The sequence below is a fragment of the Pseudofrankia saprophytica genome, from assembly GCF_000235425.2.
GTDB classification, from domain to species: domain Bacteria; phylum Actinomycetota; class Actinomycetes; order Frankiales; family Frankiaceae; genus Pseudofrankia; species Pseudofrankia saprophytica.
The window spans coordinates 1762287-1788146 of sequence record NZ_KI912267.1; the positions used below are offsets into that span (position 1 = coordinate 1762287).

The window sequence follows — 25860 nt, forward strand, 5'->3', positions numbered from 1 at the left end:
CCTCCGCGGAGGCGCACCTCCGCGCCGCACGGTTACGTCACGCTTGACCGTTTTTAGATCATCTTGAGTTCGGCGTCGCACCTTCGGCCCGGGGCCGCCATCTTGGTGGCCCCGGGCCGTAATCATTCTGTGACTTAACGCTTCCTAACCCATCGGGCGCGAACGGATCTGGCGCTGACCTTGCAATGGGGCCTGCCGGCCGCGACTTGATCGTCGTCTGCGCCCTGCGGTGGTTGTGCTTTAGCGCCGCTGGCGACCACCGCAGGGCGCAAACGACGATCACCACGCCGGGGCGCGCCGCAGGGCCCGATGGCGCTGGCGGCGGCGAGGGCGAGGCATCCCAAGATTCGCGTCAGAACCGCGCGGACACCCCCACGAGCGAAGCGACAGCCCGCACGAGCGTTGCGGTTTCGGATTGGTGACGTTCCAGCGGCAGGCATCCGAGCTGGCGCGGAGGCGCGCCTCGCGGAGGCCCGGCCTACAAGCGAAGCGACGTGGGCCGGGTCGCCGCGAGGTCGCCGAAGGGCACGTGAGCGGAGGAGGACGGCGCGCGGAGGTCCCGTGGGAGCGACGGGGTCCCTGCGGAATCGGCGAAGCCGATTCCGCAGGTCGTGAGTAAGGGGCCGCAGCGCGCCGCCCGCACGGAGCGAACCAGCAATTAGGCGTCGGCTATATCGGTCCAGGTGCTCACTACGCGGGCTACCTGGCGGGGGGTCATCCAGGCGGCGGCGCGGGCGAAGATCGGGTCCGCGCGGCGGGCGAGCTCGACTCGCCCGGCGCCGACCGACGGCGCGATCGCCCGGGCATGTTCGAAACTGATCGTGCCGGTGCTGAAGGCCTCCCTCGTCGCGGGCAGGTCGCGAAGCGCCCGGGCGACGGTCAGCAGGTGTGTCGACGTCGGCGCGTTGATCCGGCACTCCCTGCGCAGCCAGGCCGCCGCCGAGACCGCGCCGTCGGCGAGCCACAGCGAGCGCCGGTCGAACTCGCCGACCAGCAGCACCCACCGCGCGGTCGTCGCGTCGACGGTCGCCCGGCCCTCGATCACCGCCGTCGCGAGGTCGACGTCCGACATCCTCGCCGGGTCGACGGGCGGCCGGTCACCCGCCGGCCCAGGAGCGCCTGCTCCGGTGCCGCCTTCGGCCGACCCTCGGGGCACCGGCCCGCCGGCCTCGGGTCGCACCGGCCCGCCGGCCTCGGGTCGCGGCGGGCCGGCGGCGGGGACGCCGGCCAGATCCGGGACCTCGGGCTCTGATGCCCCTGCGTGGTCGTCGGGGACTCCGGTCACCATGCACCCCCTCGGTCGACTGGCGGCCCACGGAAGCCCGCGGCCGACGCGGTCGCGCCTGTCTCGGCCCGGTGCCGCCATCCGACATCGCCGCCGCGCGGGCACGGCTAGCCCGCCGCCGACGCGCGATGGCGCCGGCGGCCGGCCGTGCGAAGCGGGTTCGGCTGGATGGAAGCACGGTCGAAATTCGAACGTATGTTCGCATGATATGTGATCGAACTGGCATTCGCCATCCCCCGCGCGGAACGAGCCCGGCCGGGGCAAATTAGTTACCTGTTGCGAAATAACTAGTTGGCGAGCCGCGTTCTGGCCGGAGGAGGTGTTCTGATGCTGTCGCGGGGACTGGAACGCGAGGTGGCGACGACCACGCCGGAGATGAGCGGCGGATCGCCCGAGGTGGGCGGCGGATCGCCGGAGCGGAGCGCCGGCCCGCCCGACCGCCCGGCCGTGGGCAGGTCCGCCGGCGACGCTCGGCGAGCGCCTGCCCCGCGTTCCCTCGAGGCACCCGCGACCGAGGCATCGGCGACGGGTGCGCCTGGCGGCGGGCGGCCCGCTGCGCCGTCCGGTGGGACGTTCGCCGCGCTGCGGGTGCCGAACTACCGGCGCTTCATGACCGGCCAGGTCATCTCGATGTGCGGCACCTGGATGCAGACGATCGCACTCGGCTGGCTGGTGCTCTCGCTCGGGGCGAGCGGCACGCTGCTCGGCGTCGTCACCGCGGCGCAGTTCCTCCCGGTGCTCGTCTTCGGCGCCTACGGCGGCCTTGTCGCCGACCGGACCGACACCCGCCGGCTGCTGATCTGCACGGCCAGCCTCCAGGCCCTGCTCGCCGCGGGCCTCGGGGTGCTCGTGCTCACCGACGTGGTCACGCTGTGGATGGTGGTCGCCTTCGCCGGCTGCCTCGGCCTCACGCAGGCCGTCGACAACCCCGCCAGGCAGAGCTTCGTGCAGGAGCTGGTGGGCCCGGAGACGCTGTCGAACGCGGTCACCCTCAACTCGGTGACGATGAACGCCGCTCGGGTCGTCGGCCCCGCGATCGCCGGTGCGACGATCACGCTGCTCGGCAACGGGATGTGTTTCGTCCTCAACGCGCTGTCGTTCGCCGCGGTGCTGGTCGCGCTCGGCCGGCTGGACCGGGCCGCGCTGCGCCCGAACCCGCCCGTGCCCAGGGCCCCCGGCCAGATTCGCGAGGGCTTCCACTACGCGATCCGTACCGCCGGCATCCGGATCCCGCTGACGATGATGGTGCTCACGGGCACCCTCGCCTACGAGTTCCAGGTGACGCTGCCCCTGGTCGCCCGCGAGACGTTCCACGGCACCGCGGCGACCTACAGCCTGCTGACCGGTGCCATGGGCGCCGGCGCGGTGGTCGGCGGCCTGCTCGTGGCCCGCCGCCGGCTCACCGGGTCGCGGGCGCTCGTCGCCGTCGCGGGCGTCTTCGGCGCCCTGCTGCTGCTGTCCGCCGCGGCGCCGACGTTGACCGTCCTGGTCGCGGCTCTCGTCATCACCGGCGCGGCCAGCGTCACCTTCATCGCCACCGGCAACGCGACCGTGCAGCTATCGGCCGAGCCGCGCATGCGCGGCCGGGTGATGGCGCTCTGGTCGATGGCCTTCCTCGGCACCACCCCGCTGGGCGGCCCGATCGCCGGCGCCGTCTCCGAGGCCTTCGGCGCCCGCGCCGGCCTCGTGCTCGCGGGCATCGCCGCCGTGGCGGCGGCGCTGATCGGCCTGGCGTCGCTGCGCCGGATCCAGGCGCGCCCGGCCCCGGCGGCCGTGGAGCCGTCCGCCGGGGTGGGGACCGCGACCGGCGTGACCGTCGCCGCGACCCAGGTCCGGGGCGCGCGGCAGGCGCCGCCCGCCGGCGTGCCGTCGGGCGGCCAGCCGGCGGGGCGCCCCGTGCCGTCCCCGTCCACCTGAGGGACGCCGCTCGGCGCCACGCCCCCGGCCGTCTCAGTCGGTCTCGGCCACCGCCGAGGACGAGGACGACGAGGAGGACGAGGAGGACGCCTGCTCGGCGGTCGCGGTGGCGGCGACCCGGTCCAGCTCGGGCAGGTTGCGCAGCTCGCCACCGTTCGCGCCGCGATGCGCGCGCAGCGCGCTGTGGTGGTACTCCTCGGCGATGTCGAGGAAGTCCGGCTCGTGGTAGCGCCGGCCGTCGACGGTCGGCCCCGTCCGGCCCTCCATGATCGCCTCGACATCCTCGCCGGTGATGGTCTTGTGCGTCTCGAGGGCGTGGGTCAGGGCAAGCACCTCGCGCCGGTTGGCGGACAGCACCTGCTCGGTGCGCCGGTAGAGCGCCTGCAGCTTCGCCTCGACCTGCTCGCCGAACGGGCGGTCGGCGTCGACCGCGAGCGGATTGATCGGGAGGTCGTTGGACAAGGTCAGCCAGGAGGAGATCGTGTCGCCCATGGCGGCCATCGAGATGCTCCGGGAGACCAGGTAGGTCGCGCTGCGCAGGTCGCCGCCCACACCGACGGTGTTGTCACCGTCGAAGAACATCCGCTCGCCGACCAGGGAGGCGAGCGACACCATCACCTGGACCTCGACCTCGGACTTCCACTGGAACATGCTGTCCTCGACGTTGACCGACGCGACGAAGCCGCCGACCCCGCCGCGCCGCTCGATCGTCGCCATGTCGATGACCCGGCCGCGCTGCAGCCGGTAGGCGACGACCGCGTGGCACGCCTCGTGCAGGGCGATGCTGTGCCGCTCCCGCTCGATGTGCTCGTGGTCGTCGGCCAGGCCGTGCTCCTTGATCACTCGGGCGCGCAGGATGTCCGCCCAGGTGATCACCTCGCGGCCGTCCTTGATGGCCTGGGTGAGCGCCTCGTTGACGGTGTCCTTGATCGTGGCACCGGTCGCCTCGGTGCTCATCGTCGCCAGCCGCTCGACCTGGTCCTCGGTGAGCTCGTGCTTCACCTTGGCGAGGTAGCCCTGGTAGGTCCTGATCCGGCCTTCCTTGCTCGGGTAGCCGACCTCGTACTGCCGGTCGATGCGGCCCGGCCGCAGCAACGCCTCGTCCAGCGAGTTCGGCATGTTGGTGGCCATCATGATCAGGATGCGGTACTTGGGCGGCGGCTTGGGCTTCATCCCGAGCGCGCGCCGCACGACCCGGTTGAGGAAGCCGCGCGGCTTCTTCAGGCCGGACATCTCGGCGAGCAGCGCCTGCAGGGTGCCCATGTCGCCGCCGACCATGCCGCCCATACCGCCCACGACCCGGTTGACGGTCCGCCCGCCGGCCTGCGCCGGCCCGCCGGCACCGGAGCCCAGCCCACCGGCCACCGAGGCGCGGTGCCCGACCACCTCGGACCTGGCCTGGTCGGTCAGGTAGTGCAGGCCGTTGCATCCGTTCAGGTCGGCGAGTCCGTCCGCGTAGGACGGCGCGCGCCAGCCGTGCGCCCCCAGGTGGCTGGCATGGCGCGTTGCCCGGTGCGAGGACGCGGCGCGCTCGGAGCCGCGGTTGAAGCCCTGGGCGAGCTGGCCACGGTTGCCGAGGCTGTCCGCCTCGTCGAAGAAGGCGATCACACCGCCGTATCGCAGCGCGAGCTTGCGCAGCCGCCGGAACAACGACTTGACCTTCAGGATGCCGACGCCCATGAACATCGCCTGGAACGCGCCCGGATCGATGAACACGTAGGGCTTGCCGGTCTCGCCGGCGACGGCCTCGGCGAGCAGTGTCTTGCCCGTGCCAGGCGGGCCCCACAGCAGGATTCCGCCGGGGACGTACCCACCCTTGCCCTCGATCTCCTCCGGGTGCTCCAGGTAGAAGACGTTCTCCTTCACCCGGGAGACGACGTGATCCTGGCCCCAGACGTCGGCGAACCGGGTCTTGACGTCGTCCGGGTAGTAGACCTCGACGCCGCCCTTGGACATGAACCAGAAGATCGCGACGAACTGACCGACCACGATGACCAGGAGCAGGACCACCTGGAGCAGCAGCGGGATGGCGGCCCAGAGGTCGCTGGGCACCTGGACAACGGCGTCGAACATCGACCTGTGCACGACGCGCGCGTAGATGAAGAGCGCGACCAGCAGCGCGACTATCCACTTCGCCGCCCGGCTCGCCCGGAAGCGGTTCCAGTCGTCGAGCCGCAGCATCCGCTTCTCGGCCCGGCCGAACACCCGGTCGGTCCAGAAGACGTAGTACGGCGACGAACGCTCGCCGATGAACATGTGCAGCTGGCGGACCAGCTCGACACCGATCAGCGCGAGCAGCCACCAGCTGTTCCGCGCCTCGATGCTGACCGCGTCGCCCCAGGTCATCAGCGGGTTGCCGGAGACCTGTGCGGCGACGACGAACAGGAACAGGGCGCCGAAAAGGAGAAGGAACTTGATCCGGTCCCAGAACGCCGCCGGCTTGCGCCTCGGCGGCGGGTCGGCGGCCGGCAGCCCGCCCGTGGCCGCGGCCGCGGCCACTTCGGCCGTGCCCTCGGCGGCCGTGCCCACTAGGCCGCCCGGGAGGTCGGATAGGTCCATGGCTGTCGCCCTCCGGGGTTCCTGTCAGATCGGCCACGGGATTCCTGCCGGATCGGCGAGGCCCGGGTCTCTGCCGGATCGGCGACGGGGTTCCTGCCGGATCGGCGGAGCCGATCTGGGAGGTCGTCGATCCGGTAGGTCTGCGGAGAGTTCGCGATCCGGTGGTCCGCGTCGCTTCGTCAGTTCGTCGGTTTCGCGTGTTCTGGTGGATTCGTCACGGGGGTCAGGTCCGTCACCTGGCAGTTCGTCGCCTCAAACGCTCGTCGCCTCAGTCAGCCGTCGCCTTGCCCTGCCCGTCACGCGTCGATTCGTCAGGTCGTCGGGTTGACCGTGAAGGAGCGCTGCACCGAGCTCACCGACGACCCGTACTGCGCGTAGCACAGCGCGGTACAGGTCATGACGAGCTGGTAAAGGACGGTCTGCTGACTGTCGAGCAGGCTCGTCTGGTCGAAGGTCACCAGCCCGGTGGAGGTGGAGAGCTGGTAGACGAGGTGCACCCCGTGGACGCCGTTGGACTTCTTCACCGACTCCTCGAGGATCAGCAGGAACGCCGGCTTCAACCGCGCGGACACGGGGTCCTTGCGGACCAGCTCGTCCTGCGCCGCCTGGGACTCGTCAATCGGCACCACCAGGTCGCGCAGGTTGTTGGTGGAGATGCTCTTGGCCTCCTCCGGCAGCAGCTGGCGGACCTGCACGAACCCGTTTGGCTGCTCTGCGGCGGGGTTGAACACGTCCGGCTTCTCGTTGCCCGAGGCGTCGATGCCGGTCAGCCAGTCGATCTGGCGCAACAGGGCGTACATCTCGGGGCTCAGCTCACGCGCGTCGAGGCCGATCAGCAGGGGTTCCTGGACCCTCGCCTGGCTCCATCCGTCGGGGAGCTTCACGTAGACGCCGGCGGGCTTGTTCGTCACGTACTTGTCGCTCGCGGACCCGCAGGCTGACGTGAACAGGAGTACCCCGGCCACGAGACCGGCGACGGCGACCCCGCCGACGGACCGCGTCCGTCGGCGCCGGCCCAATCTTCGCGCGACCACGGCAAACCTCCACAAGCTATGAGGTGAAATCCATGGTGCGACACCGAGCCATGGTCAATCTGGGTCTTCACGCAACATTAAAACTACTGGCATCGGTGTGCACCCCATCGGCGAAACGTGATTTCCGCTCACCTCCGCGACACCCCTACTCACTCGCAGTCACGGCGATGTCACTACCATGCGACGAGCCGTACGGCGCCGCCACCGGACGTGCGGAGGGGACACCCTGAGGCACCGACACCTGACCGCCACTGTCCGTCGCGAACTTGTCGTTCTTGTTGACGTCTCTTGACGGGCCTGAAAACCCACGCGACTCGGCGGACATTTCGGCTAAAACGGTCAGGTCGCCCTGTGGCCCGGTGGAGGCCGAGAGGCGGCCGGCATCCGCGCGCGCCTCCCGGCCGCGGCAGACCGACGCGGCGGCCCGTCGCGCCAGTCCACGGCGCGAGCGCCACCAGGACCTCGCCCGGCCCAACGCGCAGCCGGCCGTACCGGCGGCCGGTAGGGCACACTGGTCGACATGGCGCGTACACGGGCAGCCGGGGACAACGGTGCGTACCGTGACGCCCCGGCGACGCGGGCGGTGCCCAGGGCGCCGGCGGGTGGCCCCCGCGGCGGCCCGAGCTCGTCGGGCGGCACCCGGTCGCGTCACCTGCTCGGCGTGTTCTCCGTCGTCGCGGTCTTCGCCCTCGTCGGGGTCACCCTGTGGCGCCCGCTCGCCGTGCTCGTGGCGCTTCCGGTGATCATCGTCCTCGCGCTGGTCGTCCGGCGGGCCGTGCCGGTGCCCGCCCCCACCAGGGCGGCGGCCGCCGGCGCCACCGGGGCGCGCCCCCGCCAGGCGCCGGGCGCCCCGGCTCGCGAGGCGCGGCCTCGTCCCGTCCGGTACGACGATCGCCCGCCCTACGACCAGGAGGCCGAACGGCGGGGACTCCCCGCCCAGCCAAGGCGGTCCGTGCCATCCACACCGCCCGTACCAGCGGACAGGTACCGGGCAGCCGGTCGGGCTGAGCCCGACGAGGTCACGGAGCGCTACCGGGTCGACGAGCCGGGGCGGCCGAGCCGCCGTAGGCCCGCTCCCCCGGCCGGCGCGCCCCGCCCCGACGAGCGGGACGAGCGGCGCCGTCCGGACGGACGGACCTACCCCGACGAGTCGGGCACCGACTGGGATTCCGCCGCGTCCCGGCGCGCGGCCGAGCCTGGGCGAGGCCCGTTCACGCCGCCCCCGCGCGACCACCGGGAGCCGGTCGACCCACCCCGCGCCGGCCAGCGGCGCGGCGGTCCGCCCGCCGACCATGACGACGCCGGCCGGTACCCCGCCGGCCGGGCCGCCCCGGGCCGGGGCGCGGACGACCATTACGCGGACGACATCTACGTCGACGACGTCTACGTGGATGACCGCCGCCGTGAACGCCGCCGCGGAACCGAGGAACGCCGCGGCGAGGTGCCCGGCGGCCCACAGCGAGCGGCCGACGCCCGCTACCCGGGCCAGCCGCCGCGCCCAGACGACCGGGGCCAGGCCGAGTGGCGCCGCCAGCCCGGCGACGAGCAGCCCGACGACTACCAGGACCGCCACGGCCCCGGCTACGACGATGAGTACCCGGGCCACGAGTACGCCGAGGACGAGCCCGGCCGCGGGCAGGGTGACGCGGCCGGCGACCGGCGTCGGCGCGGCTGGCGGCACCAGGTCTGGGACGACGAGGGCTGGGACGACGCGCCGGAGCCCGAGCCGGACGAGGACATGATGCACACCATGTCGATCGACATGCGCGGCTATCTGGACGACACCGGCAGCTTCCGGATGCCCTGAGGCTGTCCCGCGGCCGGACGCTCCGCGCCCCAGACCTTCCAGATCGCTTCGCCAGCCGGCAGGGACCCCGGCCGGGCGCAGCCTGTCGGGCGCTGAGCGCCCTCCCCGCGTGGTTCCGGACTGCTGCCATATGGCGGCAGTCGTGCCGGATCCGGGTCAGTGACGTGGTTGGGTGAGTTTTGCGCTGATGCGCCGTCACTACCTGTGGCTAGGTTGGTACAGCGCCGATTCGCAGTCAGCGTCGGGTGGCGGGGTTGGGCGTGACACTGGTGGGTCGCCAATGTGGACGGCGGTTACTTTCTGTCATCCTCGGCAAGGAGGGCGCGGATGACGGCGACCGCGTCGGCGACCGCCGCCGGGCCGCCGCCGGCCCGGCCGGAGGCGAGACCGACCAGGAAAGCGGTCAGCGGAGCCGCGGGGCGGGCGACCCCGTGCGCGACCTCGCGCGTCAGGTCGAGCAGCTCGGTCACATCGATCGCCGCCGGGTCCAGTCCCAGCGCGTCGCCGGCTCTGGCCACCCACCTGTCCAGCTCACTCACCGGTTCCTCGCCCTCCCGGCCACGCGGGCCGTCCCGGTGCGTCACAACCCCAACCCGTCGGCCGCGGCGCGGGCCGCGAGCACGTCCGGCTCGGCGTCGCAGTCCAGGCAGCTAAGCGCGTCCGCCGGGACCCGCGCCACCCGCCGGCCGGCCAGCAGCGCCCGCACCGCGGCCCCGGTGGGCCGAGCCGGCATGGCCGCCCGCAGCGCCGCCGAGCGCCAGACGGCGGCCAGCGTCTGCTCTCGCCCGTCCGGGTCGACGAGCAGCGCCACGTCCACCGCGCCCGCCGCCTCCGCTGGCACGGCCCCGCCCGCCGACGCCGCCCCCACGGGCGCCGCCGCCCCCGGCGGCGCCCCTACCCCCGATGGCCCCGCCACGGCAGCGCGCAGCTGGACGAGCCAGGTCGCGCCGAGGAACGGCATGTCCACGGCCAGCACCGCGACCAGCGGGGCGCGGACATGGGCGAGGCCGGCCGCGATCCCCGCGACCGGCCCGCCGCCCGGCGGATCCTCACGGGTCGTCACGACGCCTCGGCCGGCGAGCCCCGGCCGGTCCGGCCCGACCACCACGACCCGGTCGACGGCGGGGTCGACCGTGGCCAGCACGCGCAGCACCCGGTCCAGCAGGCTGTGTCCGCCGATCGTCACCGCGGCCTTGTCGGCGCCGCCGAGCCGGCGCCCCTGGCCGCCGGCAAGCACTATCGCGTCCCAACCCGTCATGGCGGCGCCGCTAGCCGCCGATCGCGGACATCGGCCGGTCCGGCTGGCGGAACGACGGCTCGCCGATGCCATGCCCCGGGCGCTTGCTCCAGACGGCGGCGCGCCACCGCCGGACGATCTCGTCGTCATCCGCGCCGCGGCGCAGCGGGGTGCGCAGGTCGCTCTCCTCGCGGGCGAAAAGGCAGTTGCGCACGTGGCCGTCGGCGGTGAGTCTGACCCGGTCGCACGCCGCGCAGAACGGTGCCGTCACCGAACCGATCACCCCAACGACGGCTGGGCCGCCGTCGACGGCGAACAGCTCGGCTGGCGCCGAGCCGCGATCGCCGACAGCGGTGAGCTCGAACTCGGCGCGCAGCGCGGCGAGCATCTCCCCCGCGGTGACCATCGTCGAACGCTGCCAGCCGTGCTGGGCGTCGAGCGGCATCTGCTCGATGAAACGAAGCTCGTAGCCTCGCTCGAGGCACCAGCGCAGCAGTTCCGGAGCCTCGTCATCGTTGACGCCACGGGTCAGGACCGCGTTGACCTTGACCGGTGTGAGCCCCGCCGCCTCGGCGGCGGCGAGCCCAGCGACCACGTCGTGCCAGCGGTCCCGCCGGGTGATCGCGACGAACCGCTCGGGCCTGGTGGTATCCAGCGAGACGTTCACCCGGTCGAGACCGGCGGCGCGCAGGGCGCCGGCGGTGCGGGCGAGACTGAGGCCGTTCGTCGTGAGGGACAGCGCGGGACGGGGCCGCAGCGCCGCCAGCCGGCCGACCAGCTCGGCGAGGCGCGGCCGCAACGTCGGCTCGCCGCCGGTGAGGCGGACCTCGGTGACGCCGAGGTGCTGGACGGCGATCCGGACCAGCCGGACCACCTCGTCGTCGGTGAGCACGTCGGCACCCGGCAGCCACGGCACCCCCTCGGCCGGCATGCAGTAGGTGCATCGCAGCGTGCACCGATCGGTCAGCGACACGCGCAGGTCGGTGGCAATCCGGCCGAACGTATCGATGAGCTGCACACCTGACAGGGTATGGCCATACGGCGCGAGGTGACGACGTCGCCGCCCGCCGGGGGGCCTGGACTGGCCGCCCAGTGGCATCGGCGGCGAAAGTGGGGCAGGGCGTCGCCCCGGCCGGCCATCCGGTGGGGCAGAATGGATCATGCTTCCGGCCGCGGCCGGAAGTTCGTGGGATGAGCCGAGGAACCGGCCTGTACCCACGGGAGCGAACCTTGTAGATACGGACTTGTAGGCACAGAAAGGAACGGGATGCAGGTCTTCGGGGTCGACATCGGCGGATCGGGTATCAAGGGTGCCCCGGTGGAGATCGATGACGGCACCCTGGTCTCGCCGCGGGTTCGCCTGCCGACCCCGAGCCCGGCCGAGCCCGCCGCGGTCGGCGCCGTGGTGGCGGAGGTCGTCGGGCAGTTCGGCTGGCAGGGCCCCATCGGCGTGACGTTCCCCGCCGTCATCCGCGGCGGGGTCGCGCAGACGGCCGCGAACGTCGACCAGGGCTGGGTCGGCACGGACGTGGCCGCGACCCTCGCCGAGCCGCTCGGTGGCCGGGAGGTCGTCGTCATCAACGACGCCGACGCGGCCGGGGTGGCCGAGATGGCGTTCGGCGCGGGCCGAGACGTGCCGGGCCTGGTCGTGATGACCACGTTCGGGACCGGTATCGGCACCGCGCTGTTCCTGCACGGGCAGCTCATCCCGAACACCGAGCTCGGGCACCTGGAGCTCGGCGGCCACGACGCGGAGACCAAGGCCTCCGACGCCGCTCGCGAGCGCGAGGACCTCAGCTGGGAACACTGGGCCAAGCGGGTCAGTCGCTACCTGACCGCCCTGGAGAACCTGCTCTGGCCCGACCTGATCATCATCGGCGGCGGGGTGAGCCGCAAGGCCGACAAGTTCCTGGAGCAGCTCACCGTGCGCACGACGGTCGTGCCGGCGCAGCTGCGCAACGACGCCGGGATCGTCGGCGCGGCGCTGGCCGCCGGGGTCGACCAGACGCGCCCGCGCGTCCCGTCCCGTACGGTCCGCCGCCGCCCACCGGCCACCCGCCCACCCGGCGGCCGCCGTCCCTGACCGCGAGACGGCCACGCATCCGCTTCCCCCGAGGCCCCGCGACACGCCCGGACGGCCGGGTGAGCATCCCCGCGGCCCGGTCGGGACGGCAGACTATGCGTGTCGGTGCCCGGTGCGCGCCAGCCGGCCAAAGGAGATGCGACCATGCTTTTCGGTCGCACCTTCCGTAGTCGGACGCTCCAGGCTCACCACGCTCTTCTCCGGGCTTGCCCCGGATCGGCGATAGCGGGCCGGCGGGCCGGAATCGCGGCTCACTCCTGTCGACGGGTCGCACATACCTGACGAGGGATCCGGAGCCTGGAAGTCCGGGGTTCGGGAGTCGGGGCGGCCGCGACGCGGGACGATGAGCGGCGGCCCTCGGCCCGGTGCTCGGCGGGGACCGGACCGGCGGCGAGTGGTGGGCAAGGCGTCGGCCCGCGGCGGGCGGTACGGCGGTGACGGGAGGAGATGGCGCCATGCGTGAGCTGCGGGCGGTAGCGCTCAGCGAGGACGGTGGCTATCTCGTGCTCGCCGACGCCAACGGCCGGGCCGACGCCGAGCAGTTCCGGGTGCCCGTCGACGACCGGCTCCGGGCGGCCCTGCGCGGCGCCAGGCGCAGCGAGGTCCGCACCGAGAGCGCCCTCACCCCGCGTGAGATCCAGGCCAGGCTGCGGGCCGGTGAGACCGCGGCCGACGTCGCGCGCGCCGCCGGCATCCCGGTCGAGCGGGTCGAGCGCTATGAGGGACCGGTGCTCGCCGAACGCGCGCGGGTGGTGCAGGAGGCCAGGGCGGCGCTGCTGCCGAAGGACCCGGGCGGCGCGGCCGGCCGGCCGCTCGGCGAGGTGGTCGACACTCGCCTGATGGCGGGGCAGGACGACCCGGAGGCGGCCCAGTGGGACGCCTGGCGGCGGGTCGACGGGATCTGGCTCGTCCAGCTCACCTCCGACAGCCGGTGCGCGCGTTGGACCTGGGACCCGGTCGTGCGCCGCGTGCGTCCCCACGACGACGCCGCCCGCGCGCTGGTCGCGCCGGAGCCTCTGGAGGCCACTCCGACGGCCGCGGCGACCCCGGCGGCCGCGCCGCAGGCCAGGCAGAGCCCGCCCGCGCTGACGCTCGTCCAGGACCCGGCGCAGCCACCGCCCGGCTCACGCCAGCTGCCGGCGCACCCGTCGGCCCTTCCACCGGAGCAGCGGCCGCGCTACGCCCAGCCGGCGTCCTTCCCCGACTCGGGGTACCCGGACTCCCAGGGCCCGGCGGGCCCCTTTCCCGGAACCGGCCAGCCGGTGGCACCGTTCCCGGCCGGGCCGACGCACCAGGAGCCGCAGTACCCCGCCCACCAGAACCCGGCGGCGCGTCACCAGGCGACCCGATACCCGGCTGCCCAGCACCCCGCCGAGCACCAGCCGCCCGCCGCGCGCCAGCCCGGCGACGACTTCGACCGCGCCTCCGGCCGGCCCGCCGACCGCTACCAGGCCCCGGGCGCCTACCAGCCCGCTCAGCCGCGGCCGGAGCACTACCCGCCGGCCGGATACCCAACAGGCCCCTATCCGCCCGAACCGCTCGTCCCGGCCCACTACTCGCCGGTGCCGCCGCCCGGCGGGGACCTGCCGTCGGCGCGGCCGCTCGCGTCGTTCGCCGGTGAGCCGTACGCGGACGACCAGGTCGGCTCGCCGTCGTTCGACGAGCCGTTCAACGACCCGTTCGACGCGGGGAGCGCCCAGCCACCCGCCGGTCCCGCGGTAGCCCCGCCCGCCGCCTACCACTTCCCGGACCACCTCGCCGGCCGCTCCGGTCAGCCGCCCGCCGACGACCTCGAGCTCGACCAGCCCCTCGGCCCGCCGGTCGGCCGTCCGCCGCGGCCGGCGGCGGCGCACCGCCCGGCGACGCCGCCGACCCTGGACACGAGGCCGACCAGGCCGCTGGACGCACGCCGTTGGCCGGGGCACGACGACGCCGACCTCGATCTGGACCTGGACACCGACCTGTTCTACGAGCCGGTGGACCGGCTGGATCCGCCGACCCCGGCCACCTCGCGGCCACTGCCGCGGCCCGCGACCGCCCCGCCGCGGGGTTCCGGCGGGCCTCCCCGCGGGGTGCCATCCCGGCCCGCGGTCCCGCCGCGCCCGGAGACCCGCGCGACGCCCCAGGGCCCGGCGAGGCCAGCCACCGGCGTGCCGGCCCCGGCGGCGGCGTTCGTCCCGCCCGCCGAGCCGGCCGCGTCGTTCGAGGACCCTCGCCCCACCTACCGGCGGGCCGCCGCGTGGGATGCCGAGCGGGCTCTCGGCCGGCCGGCCGAGGAGAGCCCGCGGGAGACCGCCGTCCCGTCCGGCGAGCCAGCCGCGGCACCTGACGACCAGGAGTTCGCGCACAGCGAACAGGCGGCCGAGGCGGCCCCGCCCGCGCGGCCACGCCCCGCCGTCGCCCCCGCCAGGCCCGTGAGGGCTTCGGCGGGTGTCCGGGCACAGGTCGTCTCCACGCCCGGCGCCGTCCCGCCCGCGGCCGCCACAGCGCCGGCCCAGACCGCCGCCGTGCCCGCCGAGACCGCCGCTGAAGCCCTCGCGCCCGCCGCCGGGGGTATCGCCGCCAGCACCAGGGCAGGCGAGTCCAGCCGCACGCCAGAGCTCGCCTCACCCGCCACCGAGGCTGTCGCGGCCACGGCGGTCACCCGGGCGGCACCGACCGGCCCGGCCACGGCGCAGACGCCGGTCGCCGCCGAGCCGACCGCCGGCCCGGCCGCGCGGCCCATCACCGAGGAGCCGGCTGCTCAGGCGCGGGCCGAGGTGGCGGCCGCCACAGCTTCGCCGGTCGACGAGGGTGCCGAGGCGGCCTCGGCGGCTCCCGCGAAGCCTGACGTGACGAAGAAGACTCCCGCCACGGCCGGCAGCCGGCCAGCGGCGGCCCGTAGCGCCCCGAAATCGGCCGAAAAGCCGGACAAGGCGGAGAAGTCGACCGGGAAGAACCAGGACAGTGCGCCCGGATCGACCGCGACGGACGGTGAGGAGGGTGCGTCGGCACAGCCTTCGAACCGGCCCCGTAATGCCCCGCGAACTGGGGAACGTTCCGGAGGCGGTCGACGCGGACGCAAGTCGGTGCCAGCATGGGATGACATCGTCTTCGGAGCCCGTCGTACGTAGGCACGGGAAGGCGCGGCAGTCCGGGAGGGCTGCCAGCCTCTCGGACCCTTGCGGGTGGGCGCCTGAGCAGGTGGTCCCATGGGAGAACCAACGGGACGCGGTAAGGCCGCTCTGGACGCAACGGCGCCACTCCAGCCGGCACGACCGGAGGCCATGCGAACTGCACCTTTTCGCATGGCCGGCGGTCCTAGCAACACGTGAGGGACCGATCACACGGCCAGGCTGGAACGTCTGGCCGCCGGACACAGTTGGAGAGGGTGTGACTGGTACTACCACCAAGCCGACGCTGACCAACCTCGACAGGTGCGACAGGTGCGGCGCCCAGGCGTACGTACGTGTCGTCCTTCCAGGCGGGAGCGACCTGCTGTTCTGCCGGCACCACGCCAAGTCTCACGACTCGAAGCTCCGCGAGATGGCCGTCGAGTACCACGACGAGACCGACAAGCTCACGGTCGGCGGCTGACCCGCACCAACCCGCTCGACAACTGAACAGCGAGGCTAGGCCTCGAAGGGCACGTTCCGCGACGCGGCGGGACGTGCCCTTCGTCGTTCCAGACGGCTTCCGGACCGTCGTCGCGTGATGGTGCGGGCATGGGTGCGGGCACTCGTGGGCAACAACCCAGGAACTTCACACACCCACACCGTGGGCGTCATGTACTCCGGATGTGGAGGCACCGCCTCGATGGGCACATCGTCCACAACGGGTAGCCGCCAACCCCGTACGGTTGGGCCGTGACCACGGCCAACGAGCGCGCATCCGCCGTGGCGGCGCCCGTCCGGGCGGAGTCCGCCGACCGCCCGACGAACACCCATGGCCGTGCGGCCAGCGGCGACAGGGCCGGCGGGGCGGGCGGGCGCGTGAGGACGGCGAAGACGCACGAGGCTGACGGCGACCAGGCCGATACGGTCGACGGCCACGCGAAGCCGACACCGCCGGAAGGCGACGGGGAGGGCGGCTCGGACGGGCCGTCCAAACCTCCCCGTCCTGAGCCTGACCAGCCGGCGGCCGACCAGCCAGCGGCGCGGGAGGCCCCCCGACGGCGGCTGGTGACCGGTGTGCGCAACCGAGCGCGGGCGGCGCTGCGGGTGGCGGGCCGAGCGGCATCCAACGCCTGGCGGGACCGGGTGCTCGGGCTCGCCGCCGAGGCCGGCTTCTGGCAGCTGCTCTCGCTGCCCCCGTTGCTGCTCGCGCTCCTCGGAACGATCGGCTACATCGCCGACGCCCTCGGGTCCAACGCCGTCAACAGCATCCGCACCAGCCTGCTGAAGGGTGCCTCCGACCTGCTGACCCCTGAGGTCGTCGACAACGTGGTCGGCCCGACCGTCGATCAGATCCTCTCGCGCGGCCGGCCCGACGTGATCTCCATCGGGTTCGTGCTGTCGCTGTGGACGGGGTCCACGGCCATGGCCACGTACGTCAACACGATCACGATCGCCTACGGGCAGCGGGACCTGCGCTCCGCGGTGCGCAGCCGGCTGGTGGCGCTGAGGCTGTACATCGCCCAGGTCCTGACCGGAGTGATCATCCTGCCCTCGTTGGTGCTCGGGCCGGGCCTGCTCGCGAACCTGTTCCGGGCCAACCGACATCCCGTCGTCAAGATGCTGCTACAGCAGGTGTTCTGGCCGGCCGTGGGGCTGCTGGCGTTGGCGATGCTGACCTCGCTGTACCACCAGTCGCTGCCGCAGCGCCGGCCGTGGCTGAGCGCCCTGCCTGGCGCGATTTTCGCCCTTCTCGGCTGGCTGGTCGGAAGCTACCTGCTTCGGCTCTATCTGGAGCTGGTCTTCGGTAACGAGCTCGTCTACGGCTCGCTGGCCGCGCCGGTCGCCGCGTTGCTGTTCTTCTACATCACCGCGCTCGCGGTGCTCCTCGGCGCCGAGCTGAACGCATCGCTGGACAAGCGGGGCCTCGACTCCCCCGTCGACGCCGACGCCCCCGCCGACGACGACGCCGCCGACGACGGGCCCACCGAGGATGCCGCCACCGACGAGGCGAGGGCGCCCTCGCCAGCGACGGCGCCCGCTCCGAACGGCCAGGCGGCGCCCTCGCCGCCGGATGGCGCGCCGGACCGGTCGGGCCAGTCCGGCGCCTAGGGTTTGTCCGCCCGGATCTCCTGGCAGACGCCCACGCCCTGTCTCCTCAGTAGGTGCAGGACGAGGCAGCGGGCGGCTGCGCCGTCGACTGGGCCAGCTGGAGCGACTGGGCCGGCTGGACTGACTGGACCGGCTGGGCCGAGCCGGCAGCGAGCCAGGCACGGCGTACCGGGGACGGATCGTCCGCCGTCCGCGACACGGCCGCGGCGGCGGTCATGGGCGCCCGCACCCCGCCAGCCACGGCGCCGCCGGACTTCAACGGGGCGAGGAAGGCCTCGAGCTTGGCCTGGTCGGTCAACAGGACCGACTGGCCCGAGCGGGTGGCGGACGAGGCAGGCACGGTGGCGAACGTGAGCCCGCCACCGCCCGCGATGCCCTGCATCCGCAGGGCCAGCGGCTCGAGGTCGATCAGGCTCGTCGTGGTGTCCAGCGTCAGCGCCGAGGTGGCCGCGTTCAGCACGCCGCGGATGCGGACCGGGTTGGCCAGCGTCGAGGCGGCCGTGAGCCGGTGGAACACGGCGCCCAGGAACTGCTGCTGGCGGCGGATCCGGTCGAGGTCGCCCTCGGGCAGCCCGTAACGCTGGCGGACGAAGGCGAGGGCGCGGATCCCGTCGAGCCGGTTCTCGCCGACCTGGCCCGACCAGCCCGACATCTTGTCGTGCAGATTGTCGAACCCCTGGTCACGCAGCGACGCCGGTAGTTCCTTGACGCAGACCGTGACGCCGCCGAGCGCGTCGGTGATCGCCTGGAACCCGGAGAAGTCGACCTGCACGTAGTGATCGATCCGGATGCCGGTGAGCCCTTCGAGGGTCCGGACCAGCAGAGCGGGGCCGCCGAGTGAGAAGGCCGCGTTGAGCTTGGACTGCTGCGCCTTGTGGGTCGAGCCGTCGGAGCCGGAGTACGCGGGGATCTGCACCCACAGATCGCGGGGAAAGGAGACCAACGTCGTCGAGCCGTTCCGGTCGACGTGGGCGAGGATCGTGGTGTCCGAGCGCTGGCCCTCGACCTCGCCGAACTCGCCGCCCGTACCGGCCCTTGAGTCCGAGCCGACCAGCAGGATGTTCTGGGTACCGCGTCCGGCGGCGGCCGGCCGGTCGGCGGAGTCCAGGCGCAGGTCGACGTGACCGACCTTGCCGTCGTAGTGCCGGATCACCGCCCAGCCGGAACAGGCGAGCAGCAGGACCGCGAGCGAACAGATCGCCGCGACGACCGTGACGACGCGGCGCGCGCCATCGGCCGGCCGCCAAGCCGGGTCCTCATCCGGGTGGTCCTCGGCGGGCCCGCGGTACGGGTAACCGCCGTCCTGGCGACCGTCGCCGGGCGGGTAGCCACCGTGGCCACGGTCGCTGACAGGCTGGTAGCCGCCGCCTTGGACGTAGCCGCCGCCACGGCCGCGGTCGCCGCCAGGCGGACGGCCGGCGCCGTCATAGGGGACGGTGGGTGACATCGACGGGTCCGCTGGCCGCCTCGGCCGGCCGGCCTGGCCCGCGTCTTCGCCGGCGGGCCGACGCGGGTGCGGGCCGGCGGGACTGGCCGCGAGTCGATCCGGACCGCCGTGGCGCGGGTCGCCACCGTCTGGTCGTCGAGAAGATCCCCGCCGGTCAGGCGGCCGGGGCTCAGGTGGCCGCGTCATCGTGCATGTCTCCCCGCCGCTTTCCCGAAGTATCCAGACCAGATGAGCTTCGCGCCCATGGGACACAGGGAGCCCACAGCCGGTCGAGATCTCGACCAGCTGTCCGGCCGCCTGGCCCGCGCCCGGCATTCGAGCCCGCCGGTCAAGCCGCCCCGCCAGCCGGACCGCACACTTTCCCTGCCTACCACGATTCGGGACGGACCGGGTCACGTCGAGGCGTCGGCCAGCCGACTGCGTCATGCCTCGCCGTCCTGACAACGGAAATGACGGCGTCCGAGTACGGATCAGTCGACCGGCCGCGGCGGAAGGAGACCATCGGGTGACGCTCCATCGCCGCTCGGAAGTTCTCGACGCGGGCGGGCGGCCCGCGGCCTACCGTTAACGGCATGAGTGCTCAGCCCGTCGAAAGCTCACCTTCGCCGCGTATGACCGACGCGCTCGCAGGCGGGGCCCCGGCAGGTCCGGGATCGGCGACCATGCCAGCCGAAGGACCGGCCGTGACCGCCGAAACGCCCGCGAACGCCGAATTGCCGGCGCGCGACGTCACCTCACCCGCCGCCGCCGCGGCCGCCGCGGACGTACCGGAGAGCTCCGGTGGGCGCGAGGAGAGACAGGCGAGCCACGACGAGCAACCGCACGCGGCCTTCCGCCGGTTTATGGCGAGCGGGTGGGCACCACCCGCCGACATCGCCCCGTCCCGCGACGACGTCGCACCCTACGGCACCAAACGGCGCACCCTGCTTGGGACGCGATTCCCGAACGAGGCCCTCGTGATACCCACGGGTGGTCCGCGCGTCCGGGCAAACGACACCGACTACCCATTCCGCCCGGGCAGTGACTTTTTCTGGCTCACTGGCTGCCACGAGCCGGAAGCGGTGCTGCTCCTGCTGCCCAACGCCGCGGGCGACCATGACGCCGTGCTGTACCTGGCCGACCGGTCCGACCGGTCGTCGTCGGCCTTCTATACCGACCGCCGCTACGGAGAGCTGTGGGTCGGTCCCCGCCCGGGGGTAAAGGAGACGTCCGCCGAGCTCGAGATCGAATGCCGGCCGCTCACCGAGCTCCCGGACGCGCTGGCGCGGCTCGCCCCGGGGAATACGCGGGTCCTGCGCGGGGTCGACCCGGAAGTCGACGACGCGGTGCTGGGCTATCCGCGTGGCCGGGCGGCCAGGTCGTCCGAGGCGAACCGGGATGTCGAACTTGCCCAGGCCCTGTCCGAGCTTCGGCTGGTCAAGGACGACTTCGAGATCGTCCGGCTGGAGGAGGCGATCGCCGCGACCGTGCGCGGCTTCACGGAATGCGTCACGGAGCTGCCCGCCGCGGTCGCGCTGCCGAACGGGGAACGCTGGCTGGAGGGAACCTTCTGGCGGCGGGCGAGGGTCGACGGCAATGACGTTGGATACGGCTCGATCGTGGCGTGCGGGCACCACGCGACCACCCTGCACTGGGTCCGCGACGACGGCCCCGTGCGTCCCGGCGAGCTCGCGCTGCTGGACATGGGGGTGGAAAGCAGCTCGCTCTACACCGCGGACGTCACCCGTACGCTGCCGATCAGCGGCGAGTTCAGCGAAGTGCAACGGAAGGTGTATGAGGTCGTGCTCGCGGCGCAGCAGGCCGGCATAGAAGCCGTCCGGCCGGGAGCCGCCTTCCTGGACCCGCATCGCGCCGCCATGCGGGTGATTGCCACCGCGCTCCACGACTGGGGTCTGCTGCCGGCCAGCGTCGACGAGTCGCTAACGGAGGATCCAAAGGCGCCGGGCGCCGGTGTCCACCGTCGCTACACGCTGCACTCCACCTCCCACATGCTCGGGCTCGACGTTCACGACTGCGCGCAGGCCAGGGACGAGACCTATCGTGACGCGGAGCTGGCCGCGGGCATGGTCCTCACCGTCGAGCCCGGCCTCTACTTCCAGCCGGACGACCTGACGGTCCCCCCGGAACTGCGTGGCATCGGGGTGCGGATCGAGGACGACGTCCTCGTGACCACCGACGGCTTCCGCAACCTGTCCACGGCGCTTCCGCGCTCGGCGCCCGACATCGAGGCCTGGATGCGCCAGCACCGCCCGGTCTGACCACGGTCCGACAGAGAAGGCCGGCCGATCCCCTCCGGGATCGGCCGGCCTTCTGCTTGGTCCGAATACGAATCGATCAGACCACGATTCATCGCGTCCTGGCAGGCGGTCGACCCGCCTCCTTCACTCTCCGGACATCAGCCACGACCGCACGAAGTCGACAAAGCGCGACCAAACTCGTCTATGCCGGCGCCCATCCGGTCAGCGTGACCAACCAGGAGAGCCGGTTGGCCCCTTCGGCACCCCGAACAGGCCGCGAGCCATCCTCGGTGGCCTCCTCGCGCCAAAGAGCAACCACTGCCAGAACGTCCAGAGAAGCCCAGAAACAGCAACACCGGCTGGCCCACCCGCGACCAGCCGGCCCGCCATCAACATGCCAAGTACCGCGGGTCAGGGGCCCGGCGGCCGGCCCCCACATTCCCCACGGCCCGCCGGCACCCAACCCAAGCAACCCACACACCACGCCCAGAAGCCTGACGCGCCGACCCTGAAGGCCCACCGCCTCGGCTCGGGCACTCGACCCGACCGAACCGAGTTAGGCCGGCGTCTGGACCACGACCGAGCATCGACCACTTTGCGACACTCCGGTGAAGCCCCACGAGCCACCCGCCGGATTCGCTCGCCAACCCCCGAAGACAACTCCCGCAAACTGCCCCAGAGGTAGAGGTCCGCTCCGTGGAGCGGAGCTCGACATCGGGTCCGGGACCACCTGGCGCAATATCACGGGCCTACGGGAAGCTGGCCGGAGGCTGGCGAACAGTCCCGCCCACCTCCACCACCCGAAGGGTGGCGAGCAAGGTAACCCCAAGCAGACTAGTGGGCCTTCTCGTACGCCTCGACGATGTTGGAGGCGATACGGCCGCGGTCACTCACGGTGTAGCCGTTGCTGCGCGCCCACTCGCGAATGTCGGCGGTACGGTCCGTTCCGCCGCCACGGCGAGAAGGCGTGCGAGCAGCGACGCGACGGCTGCCAGAGGCACGGCCGCCGGAACGGCGGGCCGCACCCACGAACGGGGCCAGCGACTCACGCAACTTGGTCGCGTTCTTCTCGGAGAGGTCGATCTCATACTGCGCGCCGTCCAGGCCGAACCGGACTGTCTCGTCGGCCTCTTCGCCGCTGAGATCGTCAATCAACGAGACGATGGTCTTCTGAGCCATGCCACACTCCTTCAGGTCAGCGGATGCCAGAACTCACGCGTCTAGTATTACCACGAGAACACCCGGATGCGTCACGACTGGTTGGATCGAGCCGGCGAGCCGGGCTAGCGGATCCTGTTCGCACGCGAGCACCTCGACCAGCTTCCCAAGAGCCGCAATGTCTGTAGGCGGGACTGTCGTCGTCCGAATGCCGAGCTTCGCGCGGAGGCTGGAGACGCGTCGCCCAAGAGCGTGGCTCCGCCAACGAGGCCAGTGGGAAGCTGAGCGGCCAAGCAGGTGCACGGAAAGGCATGATCAAGGCCCGCTGCTCGCCGCTTGCGCCGAGTCCACCGTTTCAGCCGCGCCCAAGCTCCGAACCAGCCAGCCGGCGACACCACCTCGAATCGGTGGAGGAGGTGGTTTGGCGGCTTCGGCCTGGGTGTGATGTCCATCAAGTGGGACAGGACTCCCCGATGTCCAGCTTCCTCGTTCGGCCGGATGGCGGAGGCGATGCCGATGGCCGCGGAAGGCCGGCCGTCAGGAGGATGTGTCAGCGGAACCCAAAGAGTCTGCCGACGCGGGGACGATAGAGGGCCGGTCATGTCAACGGAATCTCAGACCCGAAAGTTCGCGGCGATGGGGGCAGATGGGCCACACGGGCGCATGGGTGCCACCACCCACGCGCTACCCGGGGACAGCGCTGGCTGGTCGGTCCGGTCCGATTGCCCAGCAAACGACGGGTGGTGCCAGTGGGCTTTGGACTCGCTACTGTCGGCACTCCTGGCCCGGCATCGACGCTATCGGCTGGGCTTTGGACCGGTGACGGAGGGCAGGAACCTCATGGCACGAATGGGAAACCGGACCCATCGTCCACCTGAACGACGCACCAGCGCGCCTTTCGCGCGCATCCGGCGGACTACCAACAGCTACCAGCTGACCTACTGGATGAGTAGTCCGATTCCACTCCCCTGCGTAGCCGCCCGGTGATGGACGCGCGAACCTGGGTGATCGACGCGGCGAACGTGATAGGCGCCCGGCCGGACGGTTGGTGGCGTGACCGACCGGGTGCCGCGGCGCGGCTGCACGCGCGCATTCTGCGGCTGCTCGCCGCTTCCGACTGGCCGGCGGCCTCGGCCGGGCAGGATGAGCCGCCAGCGCGGGTGGTCCTGGTTTTGGAAGGCGCCGCGAGGGCGGGCGTCGAGCCCGGCACCGCGTCATCCCCGGCCCCCTGGCGCGAGGGGACTCCGGACGGACCGGGCTCGCCGGACCGGAAGGCGGACCACCCACCCGCCGCGCCACTGGCCGTCGTCCACGCGGCCGGCGCGGGTGACGACACGATCGTGGCCGAGGCGGGGAACGCCGAACGGCCGGTGCTGGTATTCACGTCGGACCGCGCCTTGCGGCACCGCCTCGTCGAGGCCGGCGCGCACGTCCGCGGCGCCGGAGCCCTCTGGACGCTCCTGGACGAGACGTAGCGCGCCCTGAGCATTTCCCGGTCGCGATGGAGCCCGCGGCGCCCTATGAGGCGCGAGGGCCGCGGGCGAGGCGCCGTGGGCTGGCCGTCAACGAGCCACAGTTGGCCCCAGAACGACCCGTACGGCCAGCTGACGCCCCGAAGCAGGGGAAGGTAAGGGAAAAGGCCGGGCGGACGCCACCGCGCCGTCAGGGCGCCTTAGCGATGCGCGCGGTCATTCCACGGCCACCGACGGACGCCGGGCTCAGGCAAGCAGGCGCGGAAAAGGCCCGTCGGCAACCCACCCACCGGCTCCAGAGCCGGACCTCAGGCGGACGCGACCACACTCAGCCGCGGCGGACGGGCCGCGAGCCGGGCGGTGTAGCGGCCGGCGGCAGCGGTGATCTCGAGCGGGAGTCCGAAGCATTCCGACAGCGGGCCCGCGGTGAGCGTCTCCTCGACCGGCCCCGCCGCCACGACCCGGCCCCCGCGCAGCAGCAGCGCGTGGGTCACACCCACGGGGATCTCCTCGACGTGATGGCTCACCAACACCAAAGCCGGCGCGGCGGGGTCGGCGGCGAACCGGGTGAGGCGACGCAGCAGCGCCTCCCTGGCGCCGAGGTCGAGCCCGGAGGCCGGCTCGTCGAGCAGCAGCAGCTCTGGGTCGGTCATCAGGGCCCGGGCGATCGCGACCCGCTTGCGCTCCCCCTCGGAGAGGGTGCCGTACCGCCGGCCCAACAGCGATCCGCAGCCGAACTGGCGCAGCAGCTCGGTGGCCCTGGTCACATCGATGGCGTCATAGTGCTCGTGACCGCGGCCGAGCACCGACCAGGCCGCCGTGAGCACCGCGTCCAGCACCCGCTCGTCCGCCGGCGGCGTCTCGGTGAGCGCGGGGCTGACCAGCCCTACCCGGTAGCGCAGGTCGCGCATGTCCACCGTGCCGAGCCGGGAACCGAACAGGTCGACCGCGCCGCTGGTCGGGAACAGCCGCCCGGCGGCCACCACCAGCAGCGTCGTCTTGCCCGCGCCGTTCGGGCCGAGCACCACCCACCGCTGACCGGCCGAGACCGTCCAGTTCACCTCGGACAGCAGTGCCGCCCCGTCGCGCCGCACAGTGACAGCCTCGAGGCACACGATCGTGTCCGCCATGGCGCTCACGTTACCGGGCGGCCGGTACCGGGGCGGGCGCCCTCAGTCGCCCGGCGCCCGGGACCCGTGGTCTCGGGCGCCCGGCATCACAGCGCCGCCGGGCCGATCTCGGCCCAGACGACCTTGCCATCCGCGGTCGGGCGGACCCCCCAACGGTCGGCGAGGGTCGCGACCAGCTCCAGGCCCCGGCCGGCCTCCTGGTCGACCCCGGCGTGCCGGCGCCGGGGCAGCCGCCCGCCGCCGTCCGCGACCTCGACCACGACCCGGTCGGCGAGCCTGCGCACCCTGGCGTCGATCGGCTGCCGGCCGTGCGCGACCGCGTTGCCGACCAGCTCGGACAGGACGAGCACGGCCGTCTCCAGCGCCTCGGCCGGCAGCGACCAGTCGGACAGCGCGGCCCTCGCCGCGGCGCGGGCCGGCGCGAGATCGGCGGCGCCGCCGTCGACGGCGATCTCCACCGTCGTGCCGGGTGGCGGCGCCGCGGGCAGGCGGGCCAGCAGCACGGCCGCGTCGGCGGTGAGGCCCGCGCCGGCGGGGCCGCCGTCGGCCGGCCGCTGGCCGGGTTCGGCGGGACCGCCAACCGGCCCGAGGACGGCGAGCGCGTCGTCCGCGAGCTCCAGAAGCGGCGTCCCCGGGCGGGCCAGCGCGCCGGCGAGCTGGGACACCCCGGCATCGAGCTCTCGCCCGCCGGCGGCGACCACGCCGTCGGTGAACAGCGCCAGCAGCCAGTCGGGGCCGAGCCGGACGACGTACTCCTTCACGTCGTCGCGCCGGGCGCCGAGCGGCGGCCCCACCTCCATGTAGAGCCGGGAGACGAGTCCGTCCGGCGCCACCACCAGCGGCGGCGGATGCCCGGCGCTGGCGAGCGTCACCCGGCCGCTGTCGGCCTCGATGACCGCGTAGATGCAGGTGGCGAGCTGGCCGGGGACACCCTCGTCCCCGGCCCCGCCAGTCGGGTCGCCACCGCCGGCCGGGACGACACCTCGGGCGAGGGCCGCCTGCCCGGACGGCCGGTGCTCGTCGGCGAGATCGGCCAGCACACCGTCGAGCAGGGTGATCACCTCATGCGGCGGAAGGTCCAGGCGCGCGCAGGCCCGCACCGAGGCGCGCAGCGCCTCCATCGCCGCGGCGGCGACGTCACCGCTGGCCGCGATGTTGCCGATCACCAGGCCGGCCCGGCCGGCGCCGAGATCCACCACGTCGTACCAGTCCCAGCTCGTGTTCCCCTCGCCCGCCTGGTAGCGCGCGGCGACCGCGATGCCCGCCGGCGTGAGCGCGCGGCGCGGCGCG

The 25860-nt window shown here is 73.1% G+C and carries 18 protein-coding genes; 8 read left to right on the forward strand and 10 right to left on the reverse strand.

The features are described from left to right. Positions 1–658: 658 nt before the first annotated feature. Positions 659–1288 carry a DUF222 domain-containing protein gene (locus FRCN3DRAFT_RS0241780; RefSeq protein ID WP_007518432.1) on the reverse strand — a complete coding sequence of 210 codons (630 nt, stop codon included), beginning with the start codon at positions 1286–1288 and terminating at the stop codon, positions 659–661. A 324-nt stretch (positions 1289–1612) separates the two neighbouring features. Here FRCN3DRAFT_RS0241780 and FRCN3DRAFT_RS49005 point away from each other — a divergent pair, with 324 nt between their 5' ends. After that, positions 1613–3202, forward strand: a complete 1590-nt coding sequence (locus tag FRCN3DRAFT_RS49005) for an MFS transporter (protein WP_007518431.1) — start codon at positions 1613–1615, stop codon at positions 3200–3202. A 33-nt stretch (positions 3203–3235) separates the two neighbouring features. Here FRCN3DRAFT_RS49005 and FRCN3DRAFT_RS0241790 read toward each other — a convergent pair whose 3' ends face one another. Next, a complete protein-coding gene (locus tag FRCN3DRAFT_RS0241790) occupies positions 3236–5761 on the reverse strand; it encodes an AAA family ATPase (RefSeq protein ID WP_007518429.1) in 2526 nt (841 codons plus the stop codon). A 311-nt stretch (positions 5762–6072) separates the two neighbouring features. Further along, on the reverse strand, positions 6073–6795 hold the full coding sequence (locus FRCN3DRAFT_RS0241795; RefSeq protein ID WP_007518427.1) for a hypothetical protein: 723 nt from the start codon (positions 6793–6795) through the stop codon (positions 6073–6075). A 520-nt stretch (positions 6796–7315) separates the two neighbouring features. On the opposite strand from FRCN3DRAFT_RS0241795, the gene FRCN3DRAFT_RS53780 reads away from it, so the two are divergent. After that, positions 7316–8602 (forward strand): hypothetical protein, encoded by a 1287-nt coding sequence (locus FRCN3DRAFT_RS53780; protein WP_007518426.1) that lies wholly within the window; start codon positions 7316–7318, stop codon positions 8600–8602. A gap of 293 nt (positions 8603–8895) precedes the next feature. On the opposite strand, the gene FRCN3DRAFT_RS0241805 is transcribed toward FRCN3DRAFT_RS53780, so the two are convergent. From FRCN3DRAFT_RS0241805 to moaA, 3 genes are read right to left on the reverse strand one after another with little or no spacing between them, the layout of a single operon-like run. Beyond that, positions 8896–9141, reverse strand: a complete 246-nt coding sequence (locus FRCN3DRAFT_RS0241805; protein WP_035932174.1) for a DUF6457 domain-containing protein — start codon at positions 9139–9141, stop codon at positions 8896–8898. 41 nt (positions 9142–9182) lie between these two features. After that, positions 9183–9860 (reverse strand): molybdenum cofactor guanylyltransferase, encoded by a 678-nt coding sequence (mobA, locus tag FRCN3DRAFT_RS49010; protein ID WP_007518423.1) that lies wholly within the window; start codon positions 9858–9860, stop codon positions 9183–9185. 10 nt (positions 9861–9870) lie between these two features. After that, complete coding sequence (gene moaA / locus FRCN3DRAFT_RS0241815; RefSeq protein WP_027141421.1) at positions 9871–10857, reverse strand: GTP 3',8-cyclase MoaA; 987 nt, start codon at positions 10855–10857, stop codon at positions 9871–9873. Between the two features lie 249 nt (positions 10858–11106). Here moaA and ppgK point away from each other — a divergent pair, with 249 nt between their 5' ends. The 4 genes from ppgK (at position 11107) to FRCN3DRAFT_RS52480 (ending at position 17126) form a co-directional block, all read left to right on the forward strand. Continuing rightward, on the forward strand, positions 11107–11922 hold the full coding sequence (gene ppgK / locus FRCN3DRAFT_RS0241820) for a polyphosphate--glucose phosphotransferase (protein WP_007518418.1): 816 nt from the start codon (positions 11107–11109) through the stop codon (positions 11920–11922). A gap of 455 nt (positions 11923–12377) precedes the next feature. Beyond that, complete coding sequence (sepH, locus tag FRCN3DRAFT_RS56980; RefSeq protein WP_007518416.1) at positions 12378–15035, forward strand: septation protein SepH; 2658 nt, start codon at positions 12378–12380, stop codon at positions 15033–15035. Positions 15036–15294: 259 nt separating this feature from the next. Next, entirely contained in the window at positions 15295–15498 is a 204-nt protein-coding gene (locus FRCN3DRAFT_RS0241830) for a DUF7455 domain-containing protein (protein WP_007518414.1), read from the forward strand. Positions 15499–15767: 269 nt separating this feature from the next. Beyond that, complete coding sequence (locus tag FRCN3DRAFT_RS52480) at positions 15768–17126, forward strand: YihY/virulence factor BrkB family protein (protein ID WP_007518412.1); 1359 nt, start codon at positions 15768–15770, stop codon at positions 17124–17126. 46 nt (positions 17127–17172) lie between these two features. On the opposite strand, the gene FRCN3DRAFT_RS49020 is transcribed toward FRCN3DRAFT_RS52480, so the two are convergent. Then, on the reverse strand, positions 17173–18573 hold the full coding sequence (locus FRCN3DRAFT_RS49020) for an LCP family protein (protein ID WP_007518410.1): 1401 nt from the start codon (positions 18571–18573) through the stop codon (positions 17173–17175). Between the two features lie 842 nt (positions 18574–19415). Here FRCN3DRAFT_RS49020 and FRCN3DRAFT_RS0241845 point away from each other — a divergent pair. Further along, a complete protein-coding gene (locus FRCN3DRAFT_RS0241845; RefSeq protein ID WP_035932181.1) occupies positions 19416–20831 on the forward strand; it encodes an aminopeptidase P family protein in 1416 nt (471 codons plus the stop codon). A gap of 813 nt (positions 20832–21644) precedes the next feature. Here the strand turns inward: FRCN3DRAFT_RS0241845 and FRCN3DRAFT_RS0241850 are convergent. Further along, positions 21645–21989: a histone-like nucleoid-structuring protein Lsr2 gene (locus tag FRCN3DRAFT_RS0241850; RefSeq protein ID WP_007518406.1), complete on the reverse strand. Its 345-nt coding sequence runs from the start codon at positions 21987–21989 to the stop codon at positions 21645–21647. Between the two features lie 965 nt (positions 21990–22954). On the opposite strand from FRCN3DRAFT_RS0241850, the gene FRCN3DRAFT_RS0241855 reads away from it, so the two are divergent. Continuing rightward, entirely contained in the window at positions 22955–23443 is a 489-nt protein-coding gene (locus FRCN3DRAFT_RS0241855; protein WP_007518404.1) for a hypothetical protein, read from the forward strand. Positions 23444–23748: 305 nt separating this feature from the next. On the opposite strand, the gene FRCN3DRAFT_RS0241860 is transcribed toward FRCN3DRAFT_RS0241855, so the two are convergent. Both FRCN3DRAFT_RS0241860 and FRCN3DRAFT_RS0241865 read right to left on the reverse strand, forming a co-directional pair. Continuing rightward, the gene (locus FRCN3DRAFT_RS0241860; RefSeq protein ID WP_035931278.1) at positions 23749–24570 is read right to left on the reverse strand and encodes an ABC transporter ATP-binding protein; all 822 of its coding nucleotides are present in this window, start codon (positions 24568–24570) and stop codon (positions 23749–23751) included. Positions 24571–24656: 86 nt separating this feature from the next. Continuing rightward, the coding region (locus tag FRCN3DRAFT_RS0241865) for an ATP-binding SpoIIE family protein phosphatase (protein WP_007518400.1) at positions 24657–25860 on the reverse strand (1204 nt) is incomplete at its 5' end.

What these genes read in the sequence shown, in the direction of transcription:
- FRCN3DRAFT_RS0241780 (WP_007518432.1), bottom strand. Translation starts at nt 1,288, where the DNA reads ATGGTGACCGGAGTCCCCGACGACCACGCAGGGGCATCAGAGCCCGAG.
- FRCN3DRAFT_RS49005 (WP_007518431.1), top strand. Translation starts at nt 1,613, where the DNA reads ATGCTGTCGCGGGGACTGGAACGCGAGGTGGCGACGACCACGCCGGAG.
- FRCN3DRAFT_RS0241790 (WP_007518429.1), bottom strand. Translation starts at nt 5,761, where the DNA reads ATGGACCTATCCGACCTCCCGGGCGGCCTAGTGGGCACGGCCGCCGAG.
- FRCN3DRAFT_RS53780 (WP_007518426.1), top strand. Translation starts at nt 7,316, where the DNA reads ATGGCGCGTACACGGGCAGCCGGGGACAACGGTGCGTACCGTGACGCC.
- mobA (WP_007518423.1), bottom strand. Translation starts at nt 9,860, where the DNA reads ATGACGGGTTGGGACGCGATAGTGCTTGCCGGCGGCCAGGGGCGCCGG.
- ppgK (WP_007518418.1), top strand. Translation starts at nt 11,107, where the DNA reads ATGCAGGTCTTCGGGGTCGACATCGGCGGATCGGGTATCAAGGGTGCC.
- sepH (WP_007518416.1), top strand. Translation starts at nt 12,378, where the DNA reads ATGCGTGAGCTGCGGGCGGTAGCGCTCAGCGAGGACGGTGGCTATCTC.
- FRCN3DRAFT_RS49020 (WP_007518410.1), bottom strand. Translation starts at nt 18,573, where the DNA reads ATGTCACCCACCGTCCCCTATGACGGCGCCGGCCGTCCGCCTGGCGGC.
- FRCN3DRAFT_RS0241845 (WP_035932181.1), top strand. Translation starts at nt 19,416, where the DNA reads ATGGCGAGCGGGTGGGCACCACCCGCCGACATCGCCCCGTCCCGCGAC.
- FRCN3DRAFT_RS0241850 (WP_007518406.1), bottom strand. Translation starts at nt 21,989, where the DNA reads ATGGCTCAGAAGACCATCGTCTCGTTGATTGACGATCTCAGCGGCGAA.
- FRCN3DRAFT_RS0241855 (WP_007518404.1), top strand. Translation starts at nt 22,955, where the DNA reads ATGGACGCGCGAACCTGGGTGATCGACGCGGCGAACGTGATAGGCGCC.
- FRCN3DRAFT_RS0241860 (WP_035931278.1), bottom strand. Translation starts at nt 24,570, where the DNA reads ATGGCGGACACGATCGTGTGCCTCGAGGCTGTCACTGTGCGGCGCGAC.